This is a genomic window from Neofamilia massiliensis (genome assembly GCF_001299475.1).
In the GTDB taxonomy this organism is placed as follows: domain Bacteria; phylum Bacillota; class Clostridia; order Tissierellales; family Peptoniphilaceae; genus Neofamilia; species Neofamilia massiliensis.
In genome coordinates this window covers 327,041-350,392 of record NZ_CYUJ01000003.1, presented here as the reverse complement: position 1 = coordinate 350,392, position 23,352 = coordinate 327,041, and the positions used below count along the sequence as shown (strand labels likewise).

Annotated in this window: 23 protein-coding genes; 21 read left to right on the top strand and 2 right to left on the bottom strand. The window is 34.7% G+C overall.

Going from position 1 to position 23,352, the window contains the following annotated elements; translation table 11 throughout:
- Positions 1–29: 29 nt before the first annotated feature.
- Both BN2667_RS06170 and BN2667_RS06165 read left to right on the top strand, forming a co-directional pair.
- Entirely contained in the window at positions 30–1,211 is a 1,182-nt protein-coding gene (locus tag BN2667_RS06170; protein WP_054252458.1) for an NAD(P)H-hydrate dehydratase, read from the top strand.
- A 4-nt stretch (positions 1,212–1,215) separates the two neighbouring features.
- Positions 1,216–1,572, top strand: coding sequence for a type II toxin-antitoxin system PemK/MazF family toxin (locus tag BN2667_RS06165; RefSeq protein WP_054252457.1), 357 nt, complete (start codon positions 1,216–1,218; stop codon positions 1,570–1,572).
- A gap of 69 nt (positions 1,573–1,641) precedes the next feature.
- Here BN2667_RS06165 and BN2667_RS06160 read toward each other — a convergent pair whose 3' ends face one another.
- The gene (locus tag BN2667_RS06160; protein ID WP_054252456.1) at positions 1,642–2,187 is read right to left on the bottom strand and encodes a hypothetical protein; all 546 of its coding nucleotides are present in this window, start codon (positions 2,185–2,187) and stop codon (positions 1,642–1,644) included.
- A gap of 149 nt (positions 2,188–2,336) precedes the next feature.
- On the opposite strand from BN2667_RS06160, the gene BN2667_RS06155 reads away from it, so the two are divergent.
- Positions 2,337–3,044, top strand: coding sequence for a hypothetical protein (locus tag BN2667_RS06155; RefSeq protein ID WP_054252455.1), 708 nt, complete (start codon positions 2,337–2,339; stop codon positions 3,042–3,044).
- Positions 3,045–3,114: 70 nt separating this feature from the next.
- Here BN2667_RS06155 and hpf read toward each other — a convergent pair whose 3' ends face one another.
- On the bottom strand, positions 3,115–3,651 hold the full coding sequence (hpf, locus tag BN2667_RS06150; RefSeq protein WP_054252454.1) for a ribosome hibernation-promoting factor, HPF/YfiA family: 537 nt from the start codon (positions 3,649–3,651) through the stop codon (positions 3,115–3,117).
- Between the two features lie 145 nt (positions 3,652–3,796).
- Here hpf and BN2667_RS06145 point away from each other — a divergent pair, with 145 nt between their 5' ends.
- The 18 genes from BN2667_RS06145 to hemL all read left to right on the top strand — a co-directional run bounded on the left by BN2667_RS06145 (position 3,797) and on the right by hemL (position 23,102).
- Positions 3,797–5,389, top strand: coding sequence for a hypothetical protein (locus BN2667_RS06145; RefSeq protein WP_054252453.1), 1,593 nt, complete (start codon positions 3,797–3,799; stop codon positions 5,387–5,389).
- Between the two features lie 141 nt (positions 5,390–5,530).
- On the top strand, positions 5,531–6,067 hold the full coding sequence (locus BN2667_RS06140) for a helix-turn-helix domain-containing protein (protein WP_054252452.1): 537 nt from the start codon (positions 5,531–5,533) through the stop codon (positions 6,065–6,067).
- A 9-nt stretch (positions 6,068–6,076) separates the two neighbouring features.
- Entirely contained in the window at positions 6,077–7,120 is a 1,044-nt protein-coding gene (locus BN2667_RS06135) for an ABC transporter ATP-binding protein (RefSeq protein WP_054252451.1), read from the top strand.
- Positions 7,117–7,947, top strand: a complete 831-nt coding sequence (locus tag BN2667_RS06130; RefSeq protein ID WP_054252450.1) for an ABC transporter permease — start codon at positions 7,117–7,119, stop codon at positions 7,945–7,947. Before BN2667_RS06135 ends, BN2667_RS06130 begins: the two co-directional genes overlap by 4 nt.
- Positions 7,941–8,720 (top strand): ABC transporter permease, encoded by a 780-nt coding sequence (locus BN2667_RS06125; protein ID WP_054252449.1) that lies wholly within the window; start codon positions 7,941–7,943, stop codon positions 8,718–8,720. Before BN2667_RS06130 ends, BN2667_RS06125 begins: the two co-directional genes overlap by 7 nt.
- A complete protein-coding gene (locus BN2667_RS06120; RefSeq protein WP_054252448.1) occupies positions 8,713–9,753 on the top strand; it encodes an extracellular solute-binding protein in 1,041 nt (346 codons plus the stop codon). The genes BN2667_RS06125 and BN2667_RS06120 overlap by 8 nt, the downstream gene beginning before the upstream one ends.
- An 87-nt stretch (positions 9,754–9,840) precedes the next feature.
- Positions 9,841–11,466: an MBL fold metallo-hydrolase RNA specificity domain-containing protein gene (locus tag BN2667_RS06115; protein WP_054252447.1), complete on the top strand. Its 1,626-nt coding sequence runs from the start codon at positions 9,841–9,843 to the stop codon at positions 11,464–11,466.
- A gap of 103 nt (positions 11,467–11,569) precedes the next feature.
- A complete protein-coding gene (gene nagB, locus BN2667_RS06110) occupies positions 11,570–12,298 on the top strand; it encodes a glucosamine-6-phosphate deaminase (RefSeq protein WP_054252446.1) in 729 nt (242 codons plus the stop codon).
- A gap of 65 nt (positions 12,299–12,363) precedes the next feature.
- Positions 12,364–13,386 carry an energy-coupling factor transporter transmembrane component T family protein gene (locus tag BN2667_RS06105; RefSeq protein ID WP_154865162.1) on the top strand — a complete coding sequence of 341 codons (1,023 nt, stop codon included), beginning with the start codon at positions 12,364–12,366 and terminating at the stop codon, positions 13,384–13,386.
- 122 nt (positions 13,387–13,508) lie between these two features.
- Entirely contained in the window at positions 13,509–13,727 is a 219-nt protein-coding gene (locus BN2667_RS06100) for a YdbC family protein (RefSeq protein WP_054252444.1), read from the top strand.
- Positions 13,728–13,730: 3 nt separating this feature from the next.
- Positions 13,731–15,977 (top strand): SF1B family DNA helicase RecD2, encoded by a 2,247-nt coding sequence (recD2, locus tag BN2667_RS06095; RefSeq protein WP_054252443.1) that lies wholly within the window; start codon positions 13,731–13,733, stop codon positions 15,975–15,977.
- Complete coding sequence (locus BN2667_RS06090) at positions 15,946–16,569, top strand: ComF family protein (RefSeq protein WP_054252442.1); 624 nt, start codon at positions 15,946–15,948, stop codon at positions 16,567–16,569. The genes recD2 and BN2667_RS06090 overlap by 32 nt, the downstream gene beginning before the upstream one ends.
- 111 nt (positions 16,570–16,680) lie before the next feature.
- Positions 16,681–17,910, top strand: coding sequence for a glutamyl-tRNA reductase (gene hemA, locus BN2667_RS06085; protein WP_154865161.1), 1,230 nt, complete (start codon positions 16,681–16,683; stop codon positions 17,908–17,910).
- The gene (locus BN2667_RS06080) at positions 17,907–18,503 is read left to right on the top strand and encodes a precorrin-2 dehydrogenase/sirohydrochlorin ferrochelatase family protein (protein ID WP_054252440.1); all 597 of its coding nucleotides are present in this window, start codon (positions 17,907–17,909) and stop codon (positions 18,501–18,503) included. The genes hemA and BN2667_RS06080 overlap by 4 nt, the downstream gene beginning before the upstream one ends.
- Positions 18,494–19,396, top strand: coding sequence for a hydroxymethylbilane synthase (gene hemC / locus BN2667_RS06075; RefSeq protein WP_054252439.1), 903 nt, complete (start codon positions 18,494–18,496; stop codon positions 19,394–19,396). Before BN2667_RS06080 ends, hemC begins: the two co-directional genes overlap by 10 nt.
- A complete protein-coding gene (cobA, locus tag BN2667_RS06070; RefSeq protein WP_054252438.1) occupies positions 19,377–20,876 on the top strand; it encodes a uroporphyrinogen-III C-methyltransferase in 1,500 nt (499 codons plus the stop codon). Before hemC ends, cobA begins: the two co-directional genes overlap by 20 nt.
- A complete protein-coding gene (gene hemB / locus BN2667_RS06065; protein WP_054252437.1) occupies positions 20,857–21,825 on the top strand; it encodes a porphobilinogen synthase in 969 nt (322 codons plus the stop codon). The genes cobA and hemB overlap by 20 nt, the downstream gene beginning before the upstream one ends.
- The gene (gene hemL, locus BN2667_RS06060; RefSeq protein ID WP_075967897.1) at positions 21,822–23,102 is read left to right on the top strand and encodes a glutamate-1-semialdehyde 2,1-aminomutase; all 1,281 of its coding nucleotides are present in this window, start codon (positions 21,822–21,824) and stop codon (positions 23,100–23,102) included. The genes hemB and hemL overlap by 4 nt, the downstream gene beginning before the upstream one ends.
- The last annotated feature ends 250 nt before the right edge of the window (positions 23,103–23,352 follow it).

Below are 23,352 nucleotides of genomic sequence, written 5' to 3'. Positions count from 1 at the left end.
GTATAATAAGACTGGTGATAAGTATAGAAATGACAAGTATTGGAGTAGACCTAGTAAAAATTAAAAGGATCAAAAACTTATATTACAAGTTTGGTCAGAAATTTTTAGACAAGTGTTTTACTGAAGATGAAATTGCATATATAAAAAAGAAAAATTACAAGGACGAAACTATAGCAGGGATGTTTTCCTTTAAAGAAAGTATAGGCAAGTGTTTGGGGACAGGTTTTGGCAAAGACTTAAAGTTTAAAGACATAGAAATCTGCCACGACGAACACGGCGCACCATATGCACTGGCAAAAGGAAGAGAATTTTACATATCATCATCCCACGATGGAGACTATGTTGTAACTGTTGGAAGTGAAAAACCTGGAAGAACAAAAGGCCATTTAGATATTCCAGAAGATATATTTAAGCTTTACAAACAAAGACCAGACAAGTCTCACAAGGGTAGTTTTGGCAGGACAATGATAATTGGCTCATCAAAGTCTATGCTAGGGGCAGGCTACCTATCAGCTCTAGCTTCTTTAAAGGCAGGTTGCGGTTATACATATCACTATGTCTTTGAAGAAGACGACATTCTTTTACCACTTTCAATAAAACACACAGAAGTTATTTTAAGGCAGGGAAATATTTTAAAAGATGCTAAGAAGATGGACGGAATTTTATTTGGTCCAGGTCTAGGTCTTTCTAGAAACAAAAGAGAAGTTTTAAAAGAGCTTTTACTTGGAGACAATAAACTCGTCCTAGACGCTGATGGCATAAATATCCTTGCTGAAAACGTGGACCAACTTTATGTAAATAATTCCCAGCTAATACTAACTCCACATATTTTAGAATTTTCTAGACTTATTAAAGAAGTAATTCCACCAGGTCCAAGACTTTATGAAAGGGCTAAAGAATTTGCCAAAGAATATAAGTTGGTCTTGGTCTTAAAAGATTCTGTAACTTTTATTACAGATGGAGAGAGCGGTCATTTTATAGAAAGGGAAAACTCTGGACTTGCAACAGCAGGATCAGGAGATGTTCTAGCAGGAATAATTACATCCTTCCTTGCTCAAGGTTATGGAATTTATGAAGCAGCCCTCTTAGGGGTAGAAGTTCATTCACTTGCAGGCCTTGGAGCTGCAGAAGAAAAATCTAAGACCTCGATGATTGCTGGAGATATAATAAATGGCTTAGACAGAGTTTTTAAAAATTTAGAAGAAAGGTGATTTTATGATAATAAATAGAGGCGACCTCTTTTATGCAAACCTAAGTCCAGTTTTAGGATCAGAACAGGGTGGACTTAGGCCAGTAGTAGTAATCCAAAATAACGTAGGCAATAAATATTCGCCAACAATAATTATTGCACCAATAACATCTAGGACTAACAAGGTAGACCTACCAACTCACGTAAAAATAAATGCCAGTGAAAAATATGGCCTGCCAAAAGATTCAGTAGTCCTACTTGAACAAATTAGAACCATAGACAAACAGAGAATCAAAGACAAAATAGGTAAGTTTGACCAAAGACGTTTAGACCAAATAGACTCTGCTATAATAATTTCCCTAGCCCTACAAAACGCCTATTAAGAGCCTACATAAAAAACCAAGCTAAGTTTTTTAGCTTGGTTTTTATCTTTATATTTTTACATTTTTATTTTACTTTTCAATATTATAGGCGACTTTAGTAACATCTTCTAGTCCTAAGATCCTACCTATAGCCACAAGACCTCCATCTCTATTATCTTCGTTTTCTAAATCCACTAGAAGAATTTCAAATTGTTTGCCAGATTCATTCATGGCATCTATTAAGAAATTTTTTGTTGATTCAGAAATAATTAGGTCTATATCATCATAAGTCAGGTCAGAAAGATCTGGATTTTTATAATCACCTATACTTTTTGCTTCAGGAAATAAATCTAAGGCATCTTCAGGAACAGCAACAACATTGTCATAGGCAATTTCATTTAAAACTTCAGCAATATCTCTAGTTCCTGCTGCAACCTTTAAGTCCTTTTTTGTATTCCATTTAAGCTTATTTTCCTCAGCTTTTTGAATTTCCTTTTGAAGAACAGATTGGGAACTTACTTTCTTAGGTTCTTCTGCAGGAGTTTCTTTAGCACTTTGATTTTCATTTGTACATGCCATTAGTAAACAGGCTAGGGCAAGAACGAGGCTTAATAAAATTAAATACTTTTTCTTCATGCTATCCCTCCTAGATAGATTTTTTCGTAAACGCTTCCTTCCTTTAGACCTATTATATCACAAAAAAACACAGTCTAGGATAAATTAATTTTAAATGAAATAAATTAGGCATTATGCTATAATAAAGAAAAGAAAGTTGAGGAGATCTTATGAAAAAATTATCCTTGGTCTTAGTTTTTTGTCTCTTGCTGGCCTGCAATAAAAATCCAGAGTCTCAAGAGCAGAGCGAAAACTCAAAGGCAAGTGAAGAAGAAATTCAAAGTGAAGAAGAAGTACAAGGTGAAGAAGAAGTCCAAAGTGGAAAGCAAGCTCTGCCTCCAATGGTTCAAGTAGATGACCATATCTATATAGACACAGGCTATGTAAATTCAATGAGCAAATGTGGAACAGCTGATGGACAAATTACTTCAACTGTAAGTACAAATGAAAGCCCAAGTGCAAATGATCAGGGAAACTTTGGCCCAGGTTATGACTACCAGTTTTCTTCAGATTCAGGCTATATAAGTTTAGAGATAGACGACAGGTGGATTATTTTTAGAGACATTGCTATCTCCTATAATGGCCCGCCAAAAATGGTTGCGAATTTTACCGCCAAGGTTATTGGGGCAGAAGATGATAGACTTTTAGTTGAAGTCACATCATATCCTGAAGAATTTTTATTTATGGACCAAGTGGATAAACCAGTATCACTTGAAATAGAAAACTTGGATTATAGTAAAGACGGCAGAGTTACAACTGAAGGACTAGAAGGAAGGTCGGTGAAAGTTTTCTTTGATGGAGACTTAATAAATACAGACCCATTAACTTCAAGTCCAGCAAGACTTGGACAAATTTATAAAATTGAAGTTTTAGATTAAAAATAAACCCTCTTAGGATAAAATCTTAAGAGGGATTTTTTATAAGATGCTAGTTTACTAGCTTAATTATTTAGTTTTTTGGAACCAAGATTCCATAGCCGCCTTTATTTCTCTTATAAAGTACGTTAACTTGGTTGGTTTCTGCGTTGTTAAAGACGTAGAAGTTGTGGCCAACTAATTCCATTTGTAAGATGGCTTCTTCTTCCATCATTGGTCTTAGGTCGTAGGTCTTAGTTTTTACAATTTTTTCTTCGCTGTGGTCTTCTTCTACTGGACCTAGGTCAGGAATGTTTTCTATTCTAATTGTATCCTTGCCACGGAATTTCTTTTGTAATTTTGCCTTGTGTTTAACTATTTGTCTAGTTAGGACTTCGCTAACTCTGTCTAAGGCTGTTCTAATATCCCTGTCAGTTTCTTCTGCACGAATAAAGGCACCTGGTAGGTTAATTGTCGCTTCTACAATAAGGTTGTCTTTAAAGTGAGAGAAGACTACATTACAATTTACATCTGTGTCAAAGTACTTGTCTAATTTTCCTAGAGTCTTTTCAGTTTGGTCTCTCATGTCGTCACTTACTTGTAAATTTCTACCTGTATAATTAAATTTCATAATATACCTCCTAGGTTTTTAACCTATTTTATTCTTATCTCATTCATACCCTAAAAAATAAAATGTTAACGTTTTATTAGCCATATTAAATTAAAGTTTTATTCTTGCTATATTTTAATTATAATATATACTTGTAATAAAAGAGGTGACTACTATAAAAATTATAAAGAAAGAAGAAATTTCAAAAATAATTAGCTTTAAAGATTTTGAAAACTTTGTTAGAAGCGAGGAAGATAATTTAAATAATATTATTGCAAATAGCCTAGGTTTTTCTAAAAATAAATTAAAACAAATTTCCAAAGAGCAAATGACCCTTTTCCATTTTGCAGTTGCCAAAGACTATTTAGTCCAAAGTCTAGTTTATATTGAAGATGAAGACAGGAATTTTGTCTATGACTATATTGAAAAAACTAGTTTTTTGTCTGTGAATTTTGAATTTTTTAAATTAATTTCTCAGACTGATGACTCTGTAAGAGTGGAGAGAATTCAGTCAGGAAAAATTACCGAGTTTAGAAAAGAAGAAGGAGTAACTTTTCCTGAAGGCCAGGTCTTTTATGCAATGACCTTTTACCAAGAGGGAGAATTTTATATGGCTAAGACCTTTGTCAGCCTAGATGACGAAGAAGCTGATAGCATTTATGATATTTTAATTAATTACGATGATACTAATGCCAGCCATATTTTTGTAGACAGAATTCTTGTAGGCAGGATGCTTAAAGGTTATTTAGCAAGCATTGATGACTTAATGAATGAATATGGAGGAGAACTTTTAGATAACTTTGATGAGGCAGAAGTGCTTAATTTTTACAATCATCTTAACGGCCTTACCAAGTATTTAATTATTTCGCCTGAAGATTTAGACCTTTATCAACTAAACTATTATGACTATATAAAAGGTCAATGTCAGGTTGGAAATTTTGTTGTCGATGGAGACCTAGAAAGTTTTATAGAAATTTGCAAGTACCTAATGGAATCAGTTAGCCAAGACCTAGGCCATGAAGTTCTAGGGAAAAAATATATTTTACAGGCTGAGGAAAATATACTTTCTCTAAGAAAAGAAATTCTAAAAAATCATCCTCTAACTGACCAAGAAACCATAGACTTTGTAGGTAAGGAAGTTATGAAAAACTCTGACGACTTAAATGAATTTGTAAAGCTAAGCTACTTTATAGACTGCCTAGCTAGAGACGCAAACCTAGACCTAACTGTAACTAATAAGATAAAATTAAAGTCTATAAGGTCATTTTTAGAAGAATTTATTCCAGACTACAAGTCTTCTGAAGACAAAGATTTTGAAAAAACTAAGATCTTAGTCGATCTATCTTTTGCAATTCTTTTAGCCAACAACTTAGTTTTTATAGATGAGGGCCAAGTTTTTCCAACTGATAGGCTAAATTTCTTTTTAGACTCTGACCCAGTTATTAGACTTGCAAATATTATTAAAGGTATCTTTAGGAAGGAGACCTTTACTTATTATTTGGCCAAAGCAGAAAAAACTGGCGAAGAAACTTTTACTAAGACCATGGAAGCCCTAAGGACCAATAACTTTTTTGATTTTGGTCTAGATAAAAAAGAAGTAGAAATTTTAAAACTTTTACAGGCCTTAGATATAATTAGAGAAAGAGACCACCAAGGAGAAATTTTTTACGACTACAATGAATTAGGAAAATTTCTTCAAGGCCAAGAAGAAAAGAAACAAAAAAAAGCCAAGGTCATTAACCTTGCTGACTTTAGATAAAAATAAAATCATACCTTTCTTTGGATCCACCAAGGAAAGGTTATTTTTTTGTAAAATTTAAAATCCCTATTGACTTTGAAAATCTATTTGCTAAAATGGTTTAGTAATAATAAACAAAATACTTAATAAGGATGGTCTTAAATGAATTTTGGCGAAAAAATAAAAGACATTCGACTAGCCCAAGGCCTTACTCAAGAAGAGTTGGCCCAAAGGTGTGAACTTACTAAGGGATTTATTTCTCAAGTTGAAAACAACCTGGCCTCTCCGTCAATAACATCTTTTATAGATATACTTGACGGCTTAGGAGTTAGTCCAGCTAAGTTTTTTTCTGAAAAGGAAGAAAAAATTGTCTTTGCAGAAGAAGAATTTTCAGAATACATTGATGAAGAAAATAAATATATTATAAATTGGCTAGTGCCAAACTCACAAAAAAATCACATGGAACCAACTTTAATGGAAATAAAGGGTGGAGGAAGGTCCTTGGACCTAGATCCCTTTGAAGGAGAAGAGTTTGGTTATGTTCTTGAAGGCCAAATTGATTTAGTTTATGGCGACCAAGTATTTAATATAAAGACAGGCCAAAGTTTTTATTTCTCTGCAGATAAAAACCACAGGCTAGAAAACCCAGGAAAAAGAAAGGCAAAAATAATTTGGATATCTAGCCCACCAAATTTTTAAGGAGTTAGTATGGAAAAGAAAGTTATAATCGATTTAAAAAATATTTCAAAGTCCTATGGAGACAACAAAATCCTAGACAAATTAAATTTAAAAATATATGAAAATGAATTTTTGACTCTTTTAGGTCCTTCAGGTTGTGGAAAGACTACAACTCTTAGAATTATTGGAGGCTTTGAAAACGCAGACGAAGGCCAAGTATTTTTTGACGGTCAAAACATAAATAACCTAGCTCCTTATAAGAGAGAGATTAATACAGTCTTCCAAAAGTACGCCCTCTTTCCTCACCTAACAGTAGGAGGCAACATTGACTTTGGTTTAAAATTAAAAAAGGTTCCGCCTAAGGAAATTGAAGAAAGGCGCAGGGAAGTTTTAAGGCTAGTAGGCCTAGCTGGCTATGAAAACAGAAATATTTCATCCCTATCAGGTGGCCAGCAACAGAGAATTGCAATTGCCAGAGCCTTAGTTAACAGGCCCAAGGTTTTACTTTTAGATGAGCCTCTAGGAGCCTTAGATTTAAAACTTAGAAAGGAAATGCAAGTTGAGCTAAAGGAAATTCAACAGTCAGTTGGCATTACCTTTGTCTATGTAACCCACGACCAAGAAGAAGCCCTTTCTATGTCTGACACAATTGTAGTTTTAAATGAAGGAATTATCCAACAAATTGGCAGTCCTATTGATATTTATAACGAACCAAAAAATGCCTTTGTTGCAGACTTTATTGGAGAATCAAATATTGATTCAGGAATAATGAAAGAAGATTTTGTCTTAGAAATGTTTGGGAAAATTTTTCCTTGCGTTGACAAGGGCTTTGACAAGGACCAAGAAGTTGATGTTGTCATTAGACCAGAAGACGTTGAAATTGTCAGGCCAGAAGAGGGCAAACTTCAAGGAGTTGTTGAGTCTCTTGTCTTTAAGGGAGTCCACTATGAAATGGTAATTAGAGGAGAAGACTTTTCTTGGTTGGCTCAGTCTACCATAGCCAAGGAAGTTGACGAATTAGTTGGCATCAATGTTATTCCAGAAAATATTCACATAATGAGGAAGATGGCATGAAAAAATACTCTATACCCTATTTCTTTTGGCTTTTAATTTTTGTAGTCATGCCCTTAGCTTTAATTACTTTAATGGCCTTTAGCCAAGGGGACATGATGAATATATCAACCTTTAGTTTTTCTCTGGATAACTTTGTAAGGTTTTTTGAAAAGACTTATTTGTCTATTTTAAAAAATTCCTTGGTCCTAGCAGCAGTGTCAACTGTTCTTTGTTTTATTATAGGTTATCCAGCAGCCTTTATAATTTCTAGGCAAAAGGAAAAGCTACAAAATATTTTGATTTTACTTTTTGTAATTCCAATGTGGATGAACTTTTTACTAAGGACCTATGCCTGGCTTAGCTTACTTGGCAGCAATGGCCTTATAAATAAATTTTTTGGTCTAATTGGCCTTGGACCTTTTGATATAATTTATAACAACAAGGCGATACTTTTAGGCATGGTTTATAACTTTTTGCCTTATATGGTTTTGCCAATTTATACAGTTTTAAATAAAATGGACGAAAGCCTAGTTGAAGCTGCCAGAGACTTAGGAGCCAGCGAAAGGGAAGTTTTTACAAAAGTAATTTTCCCACTTTCATTAGCTGGAGTTAGTTCAGGGGTTATTATGGTCTTTATTCCAGCCCTGTCTACCTTTGTAATTTCGTCACTTCTTGGTGGCAACAAGGCCATGCTTATAGGAAATGTAATTGAACAACAATTTAGATTTACAGGAGACTGGCATTTTGGATCTGCAATTTCAATGATCCTAGTTTTCTTAATGTTTATTTGGATTATTGTTTCATCAAAGCTTAATATTGACAGGGAAAGTGAGGGAGGCTTATGGTAAAGGATTTTAAAAATAAGTTTTATCTTTTTCTAGTTTATTTATTTTTATATTTACCAATTCTTGTCCTAATAGTTTTTTCTTTTAATTCATCAAGACTAAGAGGCTCTTTTGATTCCTTTAGCCTAATTTGGTACAAGAAATTATTTACAGACAGGGCAATAATGACAGCTCTTTCAAACACCTTGGTAGTTGCGCTTTTATCAACTATAATTTCCACAATTCTCGGCACAATTTCTGCCATAGGAATTTATCAGTTGAGAGGCAGATCTAAGGATTTAATTTTAAATTTAAACTATATACCGGTAATAAATCCAGATATAGTTACAGCAGTTGCAATGATGTCGTTATTTAAGTTTTTTAGCGTAAAGTTTGGCTTTTCAACTATGTTAATATCTCATGTGGTCTTTTCAGTTCCCTATGTAATATTAAATGTGCTTCCAAAACTAAACCAGTTAGACAAAAACCTAATTGATGCATCGATGGACCTAGGCGCAACTCCATTTTATTCTGCAGTCCATGTAATTGTGCCACAAATAAAAACGGGAATTATAACAGGAGCTCTAATGGCCTTTACTCTTTCCATTGACGACTTTATAATTTCCTATTTCAATACAGGCCATGGTTATTCTAACCTATCAATATTAATTTATTCTATGGCCAAAAAGGGAGTGAACCCATCTATAAACGCCCTTTCAACACTAATGTTTGGGGCCATGCTTTTATTAGTTTTAATAATTAACAAATCAAGTCAAGGAGAAAATGAAAATGAATAAAAAACTACTAGGAATTTTAGCCCTTTGCCTAATTTTATTAACAGGCTGTGGCAGTGATGACGGCAAGGAAATATTAAATGTTTACAACTGGGGAGACTATATAGATGAAAGCCTCCTTGGAAAATTTGAAGAAGAAACTGGAATTAAGGTCGTTTATGACACCTTCTCATCAAATGAAGACATGTATATAAAAGTAAAACAAGGCATCGACTCTTATGACATTCTAGTTCCATCTGACTATATGATTGAGAGAATGATTCAAGAAGATATGTTAGAGGAAATAGATTTAACGAAGGTTCCTAACTTTGAAAAAGTAAATGCATCTTTAAAAAATCCAGCCTTTGATCCAGAAAATAAATACTCTGTTCCATATTTTTGGGGAACAGGAGGAATAATTTATAACTCAAATGAAATTACAGATCCAATTGATTCTTGGATGGATCTTTTTAACGAAAAGTATGACGGAAAAATCGTTATGTACAACTCATCGAGAGATTCAATAGCCGTAGCCTTAAAAGCCCTAGGCTATTCAATGAACTCAACAGACCTGGGCCAATTAGAAGAAGCAAAAAACTTACTTTTAAAACAAAAGCCTCACGTTCTTGCCTACCAAGCTGACGAAGGGAGAGATACCTTAGTTTCAGGAGACGGTCATATTGGCTTTATGTATTCAGGTGATGCCCTAATGATGATAGAGCAAAATTCAGATTTAAAATATGTACTGCCAAAGGAAGGACCAAACATTTGGTATGATGCCATGGTTATTCCAAAGGGCTGCCAAAACTACGAGGCTGCCTTAAAATTTATTGACTTTATGTGCAGGCCAGAAAATGCAGCTTTAAATGCTGAATACTCTGTGGGTTTTTCATCTCCAATTGACGAAGCTGTAGACTTACTGCCAGATGAAATTAAAAACTCCAAGGTTGCCTATCCAGATGAAGCTGACCTAGCAAATGGAGAAATTTATAAAAACGATTCGTCAATTTTATCAACCTACGATAAAATTTGGACTGAAGTTACAAATGCAAATTAAAAATCCTGCCAGCTAGAAAGTTAAATCTAGCTGGTTTTTATATAAAAATTCTTCCAATAGGGTATAATGAATAAAGAGGTGAAAAAATTGAAAATAAAATTTTATGGAGCGACCAGACAAGTAACTGGATCTAATTACTTAATAGAGGCAGGAGGAAAGAAACTTCTCTTAGATTGTGGAATGTTTCAAGGAGGCAAGGAAGAAGATCTTTTAAACTTTGCAGACTTTCCCTACAATCCAGCAGACATTGACTATCTAATAGTTTCCCATGCCCACATAGACCACATTGGTAGGATTCCAAAACTTGTTAAAGAAGGTTTTAGCGGAAGAATTTTAGCGACAAAGGCCACAGTTGACCTAGCAAGAATTATGCTAGAAGACTCAGCCCATATTCAAGAATCAGACGTAGAATGGGAAAATCAAAAGAGAAAGAGGGCAGGGAAAAAACTTCTTGAACCCCTATACACTCTTGCAGATGCTAGCAGGTCTTTTTCATACTTTGAAGAATACTACTACGACCACTATATAGAAATAGATGAGACCTTTACCCTAAGGTTTTTAGATGCAGGTCACATTATTGGATCAGCAATTGTAGAATTGTGGATAAAAGAAAATGACAAGAACACAAAATTAGTTTTTTCAGGAGACCTAGGAGTTGACGAAAAAGCATTAATTAATAAGCCCCAAGTTGTTGAAGCAGCTGATATTCTCTTAATGGAATCTACTTATGGAAATAGACTCCACGAACCTTATGAAGAATCTGAGCACAAGTTAATAGATATAATAGAAAGAACTGCAGCCAGAGGCGGATCAGTAATTATTCCATCCTTTGCAGTTGGCAGGACTCAGGAACTTATCTATCAACTAAACAACTACTACGACAAAAAAGGCTTTGAAGAATATAAGAGGGTACCAGTTTATGTAGATTCGCCAATGGCCTATGAAGCAACTGAAGCCTATCAAAAAAACTCAGACCTTTTTAACGAAAAGACCAGAGAACAAATTCTCGGAGGAGACAATCCATTTTCTTTTCCAAACTTGAGATTTGTAAAGACAGTTGAAGAATCAAAGTCTTTAAACAAGTCGTCTTTTCCAAAGGTAATAATTTCAGCTTCAGGTATGGCAGATGCAGGTAGGATCCGCCACCACTTAAAGCACCATTTATGGGATCCAAAAAACACAATCTTGTTTGTAGGCTACCAAGCTAATGGGTCAACAGGAAGAAAGATTTTAGACGGAGCCAAAGAAATTAGACTCCTTGGCGAAGTAATAAAAATTCGTGCAGAAATCGAAGAGCTTCAAGGTCTTTCAGCCCATGCAGATAAAAATATGCTTTTAAATTGGCTGGGAGCAATTAAGTCAAAGCCAAAAAAACTTTATTTGGTTCACGGCGAACTTGATGCCCAAGAAAATATGCAAAAGGAAATCAAACAGAGATTTAATTTAAATGCAGAAATTCCAAAACCAGGAGAAATTGTAGAAATTGGTGGAAAAACTGACAAAATTTCTATAGACGAAGACTATGGAGTGGACCTAAAAGAAAACTTAGACAAGTCATTAGAAGAAGTTTTAGAATTAATGGAAGCCTATCAAAAGCAAGATGACAAGGACTTTGGCAAGGACTTTATAAAGAAAAATTATTCAGATTATTCAGAGGCCCTTTTAGATATAAAAAACAGGTTAATGGAACTTATTTTAATGGAAAACAAATAGGTTTTCAAAATTTTTTCATGTAAAATCAGGAATTTTGTGATAAAATTTTTTAGTAAAAAAATTGACATGTTATTAAATTTTTAAATTAATAAGGAGAACCTATATGAAAATATTTGTTGTAAAAAATTATGAAGAATTAAGCCAAATGGCAGCAGACCTAGTAGCCAAAGAAATGGCTGCCAAAGACCCTATTGTTTTAGGCCTTGCAACAGGTTCTACACCAGAAGGAATGTACGAAATCTTAGCTAGAATGTATGACCAAGGAAAATTGGATTTTAGTCATGTAACTTCATTTAACTTAGACGATTATTTAGGCATAGATGAAAACAATGACCAGTCTTACAGGTACTTTATGAACAAGCACCTTTTTTCCAAGGTCAATATAAAAAAAGAAAACACTTTTGTTCCACCAGCAATGACCAAGGACCCGACCCAAGCTGGCCTTGACTATGACCAAAAAATCTTAGACGCTGGCGGCATTGACTTACAAATACTAGGAATTGGCATTAACGGCCATATTGGTTTTAACGAACCAGGTCCTGCATTTGTCGGTCCAACCCATGGCATAAAACTTACAGAAGAAACTATTAAGGCCAACTCAAGATTTTTTGAATCAATAGATGATGTGCCAAGAGAGGCAATAACCATGGGAATGAAATCAATTTTAAATGCAAGAAAGATTATTCTCGTAGCCAATGGCAAAAACAAAGCTGATGCAATTTTTAAAACTGTAAAAGGACCAATTACACCAGAAGTTCCTTCAAGTATTTTACAATTGCATAACGATTTAACAATAATAGTAGATGAAGAGGCTGCAAGTATGTTAAAATAGATTTAAGCCTCTAGCTTTTAGTTAAGGCCTGAATAAAAATATTAGAGAAGTAAAAAGGAAGGTCTATGATGAACAAAAAGGTAAAAAATCTAATTATATATTTATTACTACTCCTAACCCTATTTTTGTCTAGCCTATCACCAATGTTTGGCAAGGACATATTATGGAAGGAAAAATACAATAAAACCATTCCATTTGCAGGAGTGTATTTTGATATTCCAACAAATGTAGCAAATTTAAAAATTAGAAGGTCTGAAACAGATGGTCTTTTAAATGATTTAATTTCCTATGATGTGGAATTTGAATACACAGGTGTTGACTCATCAATGAGAATTTTAGGAAAAACTGCTGAACAAAGTTTTTTTGGTGACTCAGTAGTTCCAAAACACTCAAAGGCCACCTTAAAAGGCGAATACGACAAGATCAACAATTTGATTTTTGACGAAAAACTAAACTACGGGCAAATGCACAAGAACTTAGAAAACTATAAGTTTACTTCAACTTCAGAAATTAGGGTTCCACTTTCAGAAGGAGTTAAAAACTATAAATTTAGAATCTCCTACGAACCAAAGAGACTAATTTATGATGAAGGAGAAGAGCTATCTAAGGTTTCAGTATTTTTAACAAACTCAAGAGTAGATAATTTTACAGACGGAGAATATATTAACGACTCAGAAACTCAAAGCTTTAACGAATCTGGCATGTATGTAAATGTTCTAGAAGTTTATGACGGAGAAAAAATTTCTTCTCTAAATTTCTGGCACAAGGTTAACAATGTAATTTTTATTTTATCAGCTGTCTTAGTCCTAGCCTTAATTTGGTTAGACAAGTCAAAGAACCCATATCTAATGATTTTGGCTATGATAATAAGTGTTTTAACCTTCTTTAGATTTTTTGAATTTGGAGTTTCAGTAAAGGCAGTTTTAATTTTCTTCCCAATATTTGGCTTCCTATCTGTGCTTTTAGGCAGACAAACAGTGAAAGATAAGATTGCATTTAACAAGTATGACTTTACCCAAGGTCTACTTGGAGCCATAATAATGTTCTTCCTTGCTATGATTATTTATCTACTACCAAAATTAATATAAGAAATGAGACAAGGGCTTTAGGGTCCTTGTTTTTTTCTTGAAAAAAATTTATAAGCTAATGAAAATTATTTGTCTTTGGTGTATTCTATAAGTAGAGAAAAATAATTTAAAGGAGAGATAAAATGGCAGAATTTAAATTTGAAATTGTAGAAAAAATTGGCGTCCTAGGAGAAAAAGAAAACGGCTGGACAAAAGAACTAAATCTAGTTTCTTATAATGACTATCCAGCAAAATATGACATTCGTGAATGGGATCCAGACCACCAAAAAATGTCTAAGGGAATTACCCTTTCAAAAGAAGAACTTCTTCAGCTTAAAGAATTATTAAAAGACATAAAATAAAATATGCTAGTTGTAGAGGGAATTTTAGAAAGCATCGTCTATAGAAACGATGGAAATTCTTATACTGTAGCAAGACTATCAACCGAGGACGGTATGCTTACTGTCGTCGGTTATTTTCCATACCAACCTATTGGCGCAAGTCTAAAATTAAGTGGAGACATGATTTACCACGACAAATATGGCGAGCAGTTTAAAGTGAAAAGACTTTTAAGTAAAACTACAACTTATTCAAATGCCTTTGACGCCTACTTAAGAAGTGGAGCCATTGACTTTGTTGGTCCAACCTTGGCTGAAAGAATTTTAGAAAAATTTGGCGAAGATGCCTACGATGTTTTTAAGTCTAGTCCAGAAAAACTTTTAACTGTTAAGGGCATTGGCAAAAAGACTTTTGATAAAATAATGGAGTCCTTTAACGACCAAGTTGACCTGAGAGATTTAATGATAGAACTTTCTAATTTTGGCATTAGCAAAAGCCTAGGAGAAAAGCTCTTTCAAAAATACGGCGACGGAGTTTTAGAAGTAATAAAGAAAAATCCCTATTTACTTATAAATTCTCATGATGGAATTTCCTTTAAAACTGCCGACCAAATTGCCAAGGAAGCAGGAGTAAAAGACAACGACCCTAATAGAATTGAAGCTGCCATGGTCTATCTATTAAAACTTTCAACTAACGAAGGATCTTGTTATCTTCCTTATGAAGAATTAAGGATGAGGATAAAAGATTATTTAGGAGTTAATGATAGGGATATAGAAGCTAGCGAAAAACAATTTATGACCAATAGAAATATTCGCATGGTCCTTGAAGGTGGAAGAGTTAAAGCCTACAACAACAATCTTTACTCCAGCGAAAATTATATTGCCTTAAAGATAAATAAGCTAAACAAAACTGGAGTCTACTGTCCTACATCTTCAATTGATTCAAAGATAAATATGATTGAATCCCTAGAGGGCCTAAGTTTTGCAAGTGAACAGAGACAGGCGATAAAGTCTGCCTTTGAAAATCGAGTTTTAATTATTACAGGCGGACCTGGAACAGGAAAGACTACAACCTTAAAGGCAATTTTGCACATAGCTAGAGAACTTGGCATAGGTTATTTACTTGCTGCTCCAACTGGCAGGGCTGCAAAGAGAATGGAAGAGGCAACTGGAGACGATGCAAAGACAATTCACAGGCTTTTAGAATATCAATTTAATGGATCTGCCATGGTCTTTGGGAAAAACGAAGAAAATCCCCTTGACCAAGAAATGATAATAGTTGACGAAATGTCTATGGTAGACACCCAGCTTTTAACAGATTTATTAAGGGCAATGTCTCCAAGGTCCAGACTAATTCTCCTAGGAGACGTCAACCAAATTCCATCTGTTGGACCAGGAAACATTTTAAAGGACATGATTAACTCAAATTTAATTCCTCTTGTCCAGCTAAATAAAATTTTTAGGCAAAGTGGCGGATCGAAAATTGTAGACAACGCCCATAGAATTAACCAAGGCTATTTTCCAATTTTAAACGAAGCAGATAGCGACTTTTTTATGATTGGCTCCAAGTCTGAAGTAGAAACTGTGGACCACATAAAAAGTCTAGTTGGATCAAGGCTGGAAAAATTTTATGGCATAGATCCAAAAAAGGACATACAAGTTATGACTCCAATGAAAAAAGGCCTAGTTGGAGTTGAAAATCTAAATTATGAATTACAAAACTCTTTAAACCCTCCAAACTTTGCTGTAGAAGAATTAGTTTTTGCAAACACAGTTTTTAGAAAAGGCGACAAGGTTATGCAAACAAAAAACAACTACCAAGTTGAGTGGGAGGCCTATACAGAGGATCGAATTAAATACGATTCAGGAACTGGAATTTATAATGGAGATATTGGTTTTATAAGTGAAATCGATAGTTTTCGAAAGACTATGGTTGTAGACTTTGACGGCAGAGAAGTGACCTATGGTGAAGACACTTTAGCAGACTTGACCCTGGCATATGCAATAACCATTCACAAGTCCCAAGGATCAGAATTTCCTGTAGTTATAATTCCCGTCCACTATGCCCCAGACTTACTTGCAAATCGAAATCTTATTTATACAGCCATAACCAGGGCAAAAAAACTTGTTGTCTTAGTTGGCAAAGAAGCTAGACTTAAAACCATGATAGACAACACCTATGTTAACGAAAGATATACAGGACTTAGAGAAAAAATCCAAGGCTTTTATAAGGTGGTTTTATATGACGGAGAAAAAAACTTGTTTAATTTGTAATAGAAAAACCCAAAACTATCTTTATATTTGTAACTCTTGTCTAGAATTATTTTCACCAAAGGCAGAAAAGGTAGTCAAAGATTTTTCTTATGTAGATGAAGCCTTTGCCTGTTTTTATTATGGGTCCCTACTTAGGGATTCAATTACATCCTTTAAGTTTTATAAAAAAAGGTATTTAGGAAAGGTCTTTGGAGAATTATTAACTGACAAGATATTTTATTTAGGTCTTAACAAAAAGGTAGACCTAATAATTCCTGTGCCAGTTCACAAGAAAACCCTGGTTGAAAGAGGTTTTAATCAAGTTGAACTTTTAGCAGATGAAGTTTCTTTAAACACAAAAATCCAAGTAGATGCAAATAATCTTATAAAAATAAAGAAAACTTTGGAGCAGGCTAGACTTGATAGGTCTTCTAGGGCTACAAATCTAGCTGACTCATTTGCCATAAAAAGGCCAGAAGCAATTAAGGACAAAAACATTTTACTTTTAGATGACGTTATAACAACAGGATCAACTGTTGAAGAATGTGCCAAGCTTTTAAAAAATGCTGGAGCAAAAAAAATTTACGCTATTTCCATAGCAACTAGCCACTAGCTTTTTATAAATAAACTTGAATTCCACTATCAACAAACATTATAATACTTATAGAGAGGGAAATATCTAGGGTGGTAGAAAATTTTATCGAAAAGAGGAAAAAACTTGTTAATGAATTTTGGACTTGTTGGCATTGACCACAAGAAGACTCCAATAGAAGTAAGAGAGAAGATACACTTTTATGACAAGGATAAAATTGAAAGCCTAAGTTATTTTTCAGAACATTTTGTAGAAGAAGCTTTGATTTTGTCAACCTGCAACAGGACGGAAATATATTTTGTAGGAGAAGATATAGATTCTGCCAGTGAAAAAATTCAAGGCTATCTAAGGGACTATTTTAAAGTTGATTTAAAAGAAGACCAAGTAGTTTTTTTAAAAAACGACCAGGCCCTTAGACATCTTTTTAATACAGCCATAGGCCTAGAGTCTTTGATCATAGGAGAGGATCAAATTCTAGGTCAAATTACTGATGCCCAAATTTTGGCAATTGAAGTTGGAGCTGCGAAGAAATATTTAAACAAGGTCTTTAGAGAGGCCATCACCTTTGCCAAGTGGACCAAGGCAAGGACAGGTGTTTCAAATATTCCAGTTTCCATATCCTATATGGGCATTAGAAAAATTGAAGAAGAGATAGACTTAAAAGACCAGGAAGCCTTGGTTATAGGTTTAGGCCAAATGGGAAAACTTGCAGCCATGTATTTACTTGAAAGAGGAGCAAAAGTTAGAGTAAGTAATAGAACTTACGAAAACTCTTTAAAGGTTGCAAGGGACCTAGGAGATTTAGAAATCGTCGCCTACGAAGACCTAGCCAAGGCTATTTTGTCGTGTAAAGTTTTAATTACAGCAACTTCATCTCCTCATACAATTATAAAGAAAAGTCATATAGGAAAAAGATCTTCTGACCTTTATATAATGGACCTTGGTCTACCAAGAGACGTAGCATCTGAGGTTTCTGACCTAGACCATGTCATCCTCTATGACATAGACAACTTAAAAGAACTGTCAGATGAAAACTTACAAAAGAAAAAAGAAATCTTAGATAAGTACCAAGGAGAAATTCAAGAAAAGATTTCTGAAATAAAAACCTGGTGGGGGCAAACTAAGGTTGACCCAATAATGGCAACAGCAGACGAAAGATGCAGGGAAATTGCTGACATGACCTTAAATTATATTTTTAGAAAAACTAACCTCAACCAGATGGAAAAGAGAAAAGTAGAAAAAATTGTTAGAGCCTCAATAAGAAGGGCAATGAGAGAGCCACTTTTGGCCTTAAAGGAAATGGAGTCATCAGAAGAAAAGACCATTGCAATTAAAGTTATGGAAGAGGTGTTTGATATATGAGATACCTAGCTGTAAGTATAGATACCAAGGATAAAAAAGTCTTAGTTGTTGGAGGCGGCAGGGTTGCTTTTAGAAAAGTTAAGGTCTTAGTCGAAACAGACTTTAGCATTGATATAGTTTCCAAGGACTTTGTAGACGACTTTAAAAGTTTAGAAACAAATTCAAAATTAAATTTTATATGGAGAGACCTTGATGAAAATTTTGTCCTAGGATCTTATGATTATTTAATAATTGCCAGCTCAGATAAAACTTTAAATAAAAACTTAGAAGACCAGGCAAGACAGAAGAAAATTCCATTTTTAAATGCTTCTACTTCAGAAAACTCAGACTTTATTATGAATAAAATTCTAAGCCAGGGAGACCTAACTATTAGCCTGTCAACTGGAGGGAAAAATCCAGGTCTTTTAGGAATTTTATCAGACCAAGTTGAAGAGCTTTTAGCTGACTTAGACTATGAAAAAATTGAAGCACTAAATAAAATTAGACAAGACCTAGTAGAAAGGGGAGAAAAAAATATAGGTCAGACAATTCGCGACCTTTATGCTAAACCCCTTGATCAAATAAAAAAATACGGAGAAGAAAATTGCAAATAACAATTGGTTCAAGAGGGTCAAACTTAGCCCTAATACAAAGCAAACACGTTAAAAAACTTTTAGAGGAAAAATTTCCTGAAATAAAAATTGAAATAGAAATCATCCACACTCTTGGAGACAAAATCTTAGACAGGGAAGTTTCAAAAATTGGCGACAAGGGAGTCTTTGTCAAAGAAATTGAAAAAGCTCTTTTAGATGGAAGAATTGATCTAGCAGTTCATTCAATGAAGGACATGCCAGGAAAATCTCCTGACGGTTTAGTTTTTGCTAGGCCGCCAAAGGGAGAAGATCCAAGGGATATTTTAGTTGCAAAAAAACCTATTAAGTCTCTAGATCAAATGGAAGGATTTTTAGTTGGAACAGGATCAGCCAGAAGAAAAATCCAACTAGAGAGACTGGTAAAAAATATTTCTACTAAAGCTATTAGAGGTAACATTGAAACGAGAATGGGAAAAATCCAAAGTGAAAATCTAGACGGAGTTATTCTAGCCAAGGCTGGCCTTCTTAGGGCTGGCTATGGAGACAGGATTTCCTATACCTTTTCTCCTGAAGAAATAATTCCATCTCCCTGCCAGGGAATTTTAGCCCTTCAATACAGGGAAGATAGCCAAGTAATAAAATATTTACAAGCCCTGGCAGATGAAGAAACTGGCCTTAGATTCGATGCAGAAAGGGCCTATCAAAGAGAACTTGACGCAGATTGCCACAGTCCAATTGGAATTTATTCAGAATTTTCCAGGTCTACTTGTAGGTTAGTGGCCTGTTTTGGAGACGCAGAAGAAAATATTTTAGTAAGACGTGAACTTGCAGGCGATTTAAATAAGAGAGTTGACCTAGCTAGAAAATTAGCTGACCAAGTGAAAGAGGCTGTTTATGAAAAAAGGAATAGTTAAAATAACTGGAGCAGGCATTGGCCCAAAAGACATGCTGACCATTAAGGCGAAAAAAGCTTTAGACGCTGCCGATGTAATTGTCTACGATAGACTTTTAAATTCAGACATTATAAAAGATTACGAAGGCAAAAAGGAAATGTACTATGCTGGCAAAACTGCAGGCGACCACTTTTTAACTCAAGACCAGATCAACGACTTAATTGTAGAAAAGTCCAAGGAAGGAAAAAATGTAGTTAGACTAAAGGGCGGTGACCCCTACATCTTTGGTCGAGGTGGAGAAGAGGCCCTTTATCTTTTAGAAAATGGCCTAGACTTTGAAGTAATACCAGGTGTAACTTCAGGAGTCCTATCTTTAATGTATGCTGGAATTCCTGCAACTTTTAGAGATGTGGCCACTTCAATAAGTTTTATTACTGGCCACAGGAGCCAGGGAACAGAAAATAATTTTTCTGCCTACGCAAAGCTAGACGGGACTTTAGTTTTTTATATGGGCCTAAAGAATTTAAAAGATTTAAGCGCAGATTTAATTGAAGCTGGCATGGACAAGGATAGGCCTGCAGCAGTAATAATGCACGGAGGCTATCCAGACCAAAAAATTCAAGTGTCAACTGTAGAAAATATTTATGCAGACATCCAAGACAAGGATTTTGGATCTCCATCTTTAATTGTAATTGGAGAAGTAATAAGACTAAGAGACCAACTAAACTTTTACGAAAACCTAGACTTGTTTTCTAAAAAAATTCTAGTAACAAGGGCAAGGACCCAAGCATCTAGTCTTAGTGAAAAGCTTACAGACCTAGGAGCTGAAGTTATAGAGGCTCCTTGTATAGAAATAAAGGAAAGAGTTGACGAAAACTTTACCCAGGCTCTTGAAGACTTTAAAGAAAAGAGATATAGCCACTTGGTTATCCATTCAGTAAACGGTGGAGAAATATTTTTTAAAAACTTTTTAAAAGACCACGATATTCGGGACCTGGCAGGAGTAAAAATTTGTTCAATTGGCAAAATGACTTCAAAACTAATTAAATCTTATGGCCTTAAGCCAGATATTGAACCAGATACCTATATTGGTGAAGAACTATTAGACGCAATTAAAAGAGATTTAAAAAATTGCGGATATAAACCGAGATTTTTCTTGCCTCACTCAAACTTAACTAGGGAAAAATTATTAAATGGCTACAGGGACTTAGGAACTTTAGATTCTTTTGTAGTTTATGAAAATACACTTCCAGAAGAAAAAGTAGATTTTGACAAGGTTGATTATATTTTATTTACTTCATCGTCAACAGTTGAAAACTTTATAAAACTTTATGGCAAGGAAAAAACAGCTGGAGCAAAAATTGTTTCCATAGGAGACATTACTTCAAAGACAATAGAAAAATTTGGCTTAAAACTTTATGGCCAATCTAAAGAAGCGACAATTGATTCTTTAATAGAATTTTTAAGGGAGGACAGCAAAAATGAGAATGAGAAGAACTAGAAACAATCCTATAATAAGGGAGATGATTAGGGAGACAAGTCTTGAAGTCAAAGATTTTATCTACCCACTTTTCCTAGTAGAAGGGGAGGGGATTAAAAGAGAAATTTCCTCTCTGCCAGGGGTCTATCATTTTTCTATAGACATGTTAGCAGATGAAATAAATGAACTAGTGGACTTGGGAATAAAGGCAGTAATCCTCTTTGGCATACCAGACCACAAAGACTCTTGTGGGTCTGAAGCCTATGCTAAAGATGGAATTATCCAAAAGGGCATTAGAAAAATCAAAGAGCTAACAGATGAGCTTTTAGTTATTACTGATGTCTGCATGTGCGAGTACACCGATCACGGCCACTGTGGAATCTTAAATGAGTCTGGCCAAGTCCTTAATGACAAAACGCTTGAATACCTAGCAAAAATTTCCCTTTCTCATGCTGAGGCAGGAGCGGATATTATTGCCCCATCTGATATGATGGATTTTAGAGTAAGGAGAATTCGTAAAGAGTTAGACGCAAATGGCTTTGAAAATATTCCAATAATGGCCTACTCAGCAAAATACGCTTCAGCCTACTACGGTCCCTTTAGAGAAGCGGCAAATTCTGCCCCACAATTTGGCGACAGAAAAGCCTACCAAATGGACTTTCACAACGGAGCAGAAGCCCTAAGAGAAATTGACTTAGACCTTAAAGAAGACGCAGACTTTATAATTGTAAAACCAGCCTTGGCCTACTTAGATGTAATTAAAGAAGCCAGCCAAAACTTTAATACAACCATTGTTGCCTATAATGTTTCAGGAGAATATTCAATGCTCCTAAAGGCAATTGAAGAAGGACTTTTAAATGAATCTGTAATTTACGAAAGTCTAATAGCTATGAAAAGGGCAGGAGCTAAATTAATTATTTCTTACCACGCCAAGGAAGTAGCCAAGTGGTTAAAGGAGGGAAGATATTGAACTTATATAAAAGAGCAATAGATGTAATGCCAGGTGGAGTTAACTCACCAGTAAGGGCCTTTGGATCAGTAGGCATGGAGCCAGTATTTTTTAAATACGCCAAGGGACCCTATGTCTATGACGTCGACGGAAATAAATATGTAGACTTTATCTGCTCATGGGGGCCAATGATTTTAGGCCACGGCAGAGAAGACTTTATAGAAAAAGCAAAAACTTATTTAGCAGAGGGAATAACCTTTGGTCTGCCAACAGAAATTGAAGTTGAAATGGCAGAGTTTTTAACCAAGGCTACAAATACAGACATGGTTCGTATGGTTAACTCTGGAACAGAGGCAACTATGTCAGCAATAAGACTGGCCAGAGGTTATACAGGCAGAAATAAAATAATAAAATTCGAAGGCTGCTACCACGGCCATTCAGATGCCCTTTTAGTTAAGTCTGGATCAGGAACTTTAACCTATCAGGCGCCAACATCACTTGGAGTTCCAGCTGATGTAATAAAGGATACCATTGTCTGCCAGTATAACAATATTGAAGACGTTAAGAAACAAATTGAAAGCAACAAGGACCAAGTGGCCTGTGTAATTATTGAACCAATAGCAGGCAACATGGGAGTTGTTGTTCCAGATAAAAAATTTATTCAAGACTTAAGAAAATTAACTGAAGAAAATGGCGTCGTCTTAATTTTTGACGAAGTTATTACAGGTTTTAGGACAGGCTTTGGATCAATATCCAAGGACTTTGAAATTGAAGCAGACCTTTACTGCTTTGGAAAAATAATTGGCGGCGGCCTGCCAGTTGGAGCCTTTGCAGGCAAGAGAGAAATCATGAAAAATCTTTCGCCAACAGGAGGAGTCTACCAGGCAGGAACCCTATCAGGAAATCCTCTGGCTATGAAAATGGGCCTAGATATTTTAAAATATTTAAAGGACCATGGAGAAATATATGAAGAGCTAGACCACTTTGCAGAAAAACTTGAAGCAGGCTTTAATAAAAACCTCAAAGAATCAGGAGTCAAAGGAAAAGTATCTAGGTACAAGTCAATGATCAGTCTCTTCTTTGGAGACTTTGATAAGATTAAATCCTACGAAGATGTTAAGCACGCCGACACAGAAACTTATAAGGTCTACTTTAAAAAGATGTTAGACCGAGGCTATATAGTTGCTCCAGCTCAATTTGAAGCCATCTTCTTATCAGATGCCCACACAGAAGAAATGCTAGATAAATTTTTAGAAGACAACTTAGAAGTCTTAAAAGAAATCGCAGCGAACAAATAAAAATAAAGTCAAGACCTAGGCAGAAGAATTTTTGTCTAGGTCTTTTTATCAAATTAATTCTATATAATTATTAGAGTGTCTTTTATATAAGTTGTATATAAATAGAATAGAGAGGACAATTCTCTTAATAATCCAATAAGATATTAGCTTAGAGGTAAAAATTATAAGACAATGAATTAGCTAGCAGAATAAAATTAAAAAGATTCAATAAATTGAAAAAAAAATATAACTATGATATAGTTTAATTATC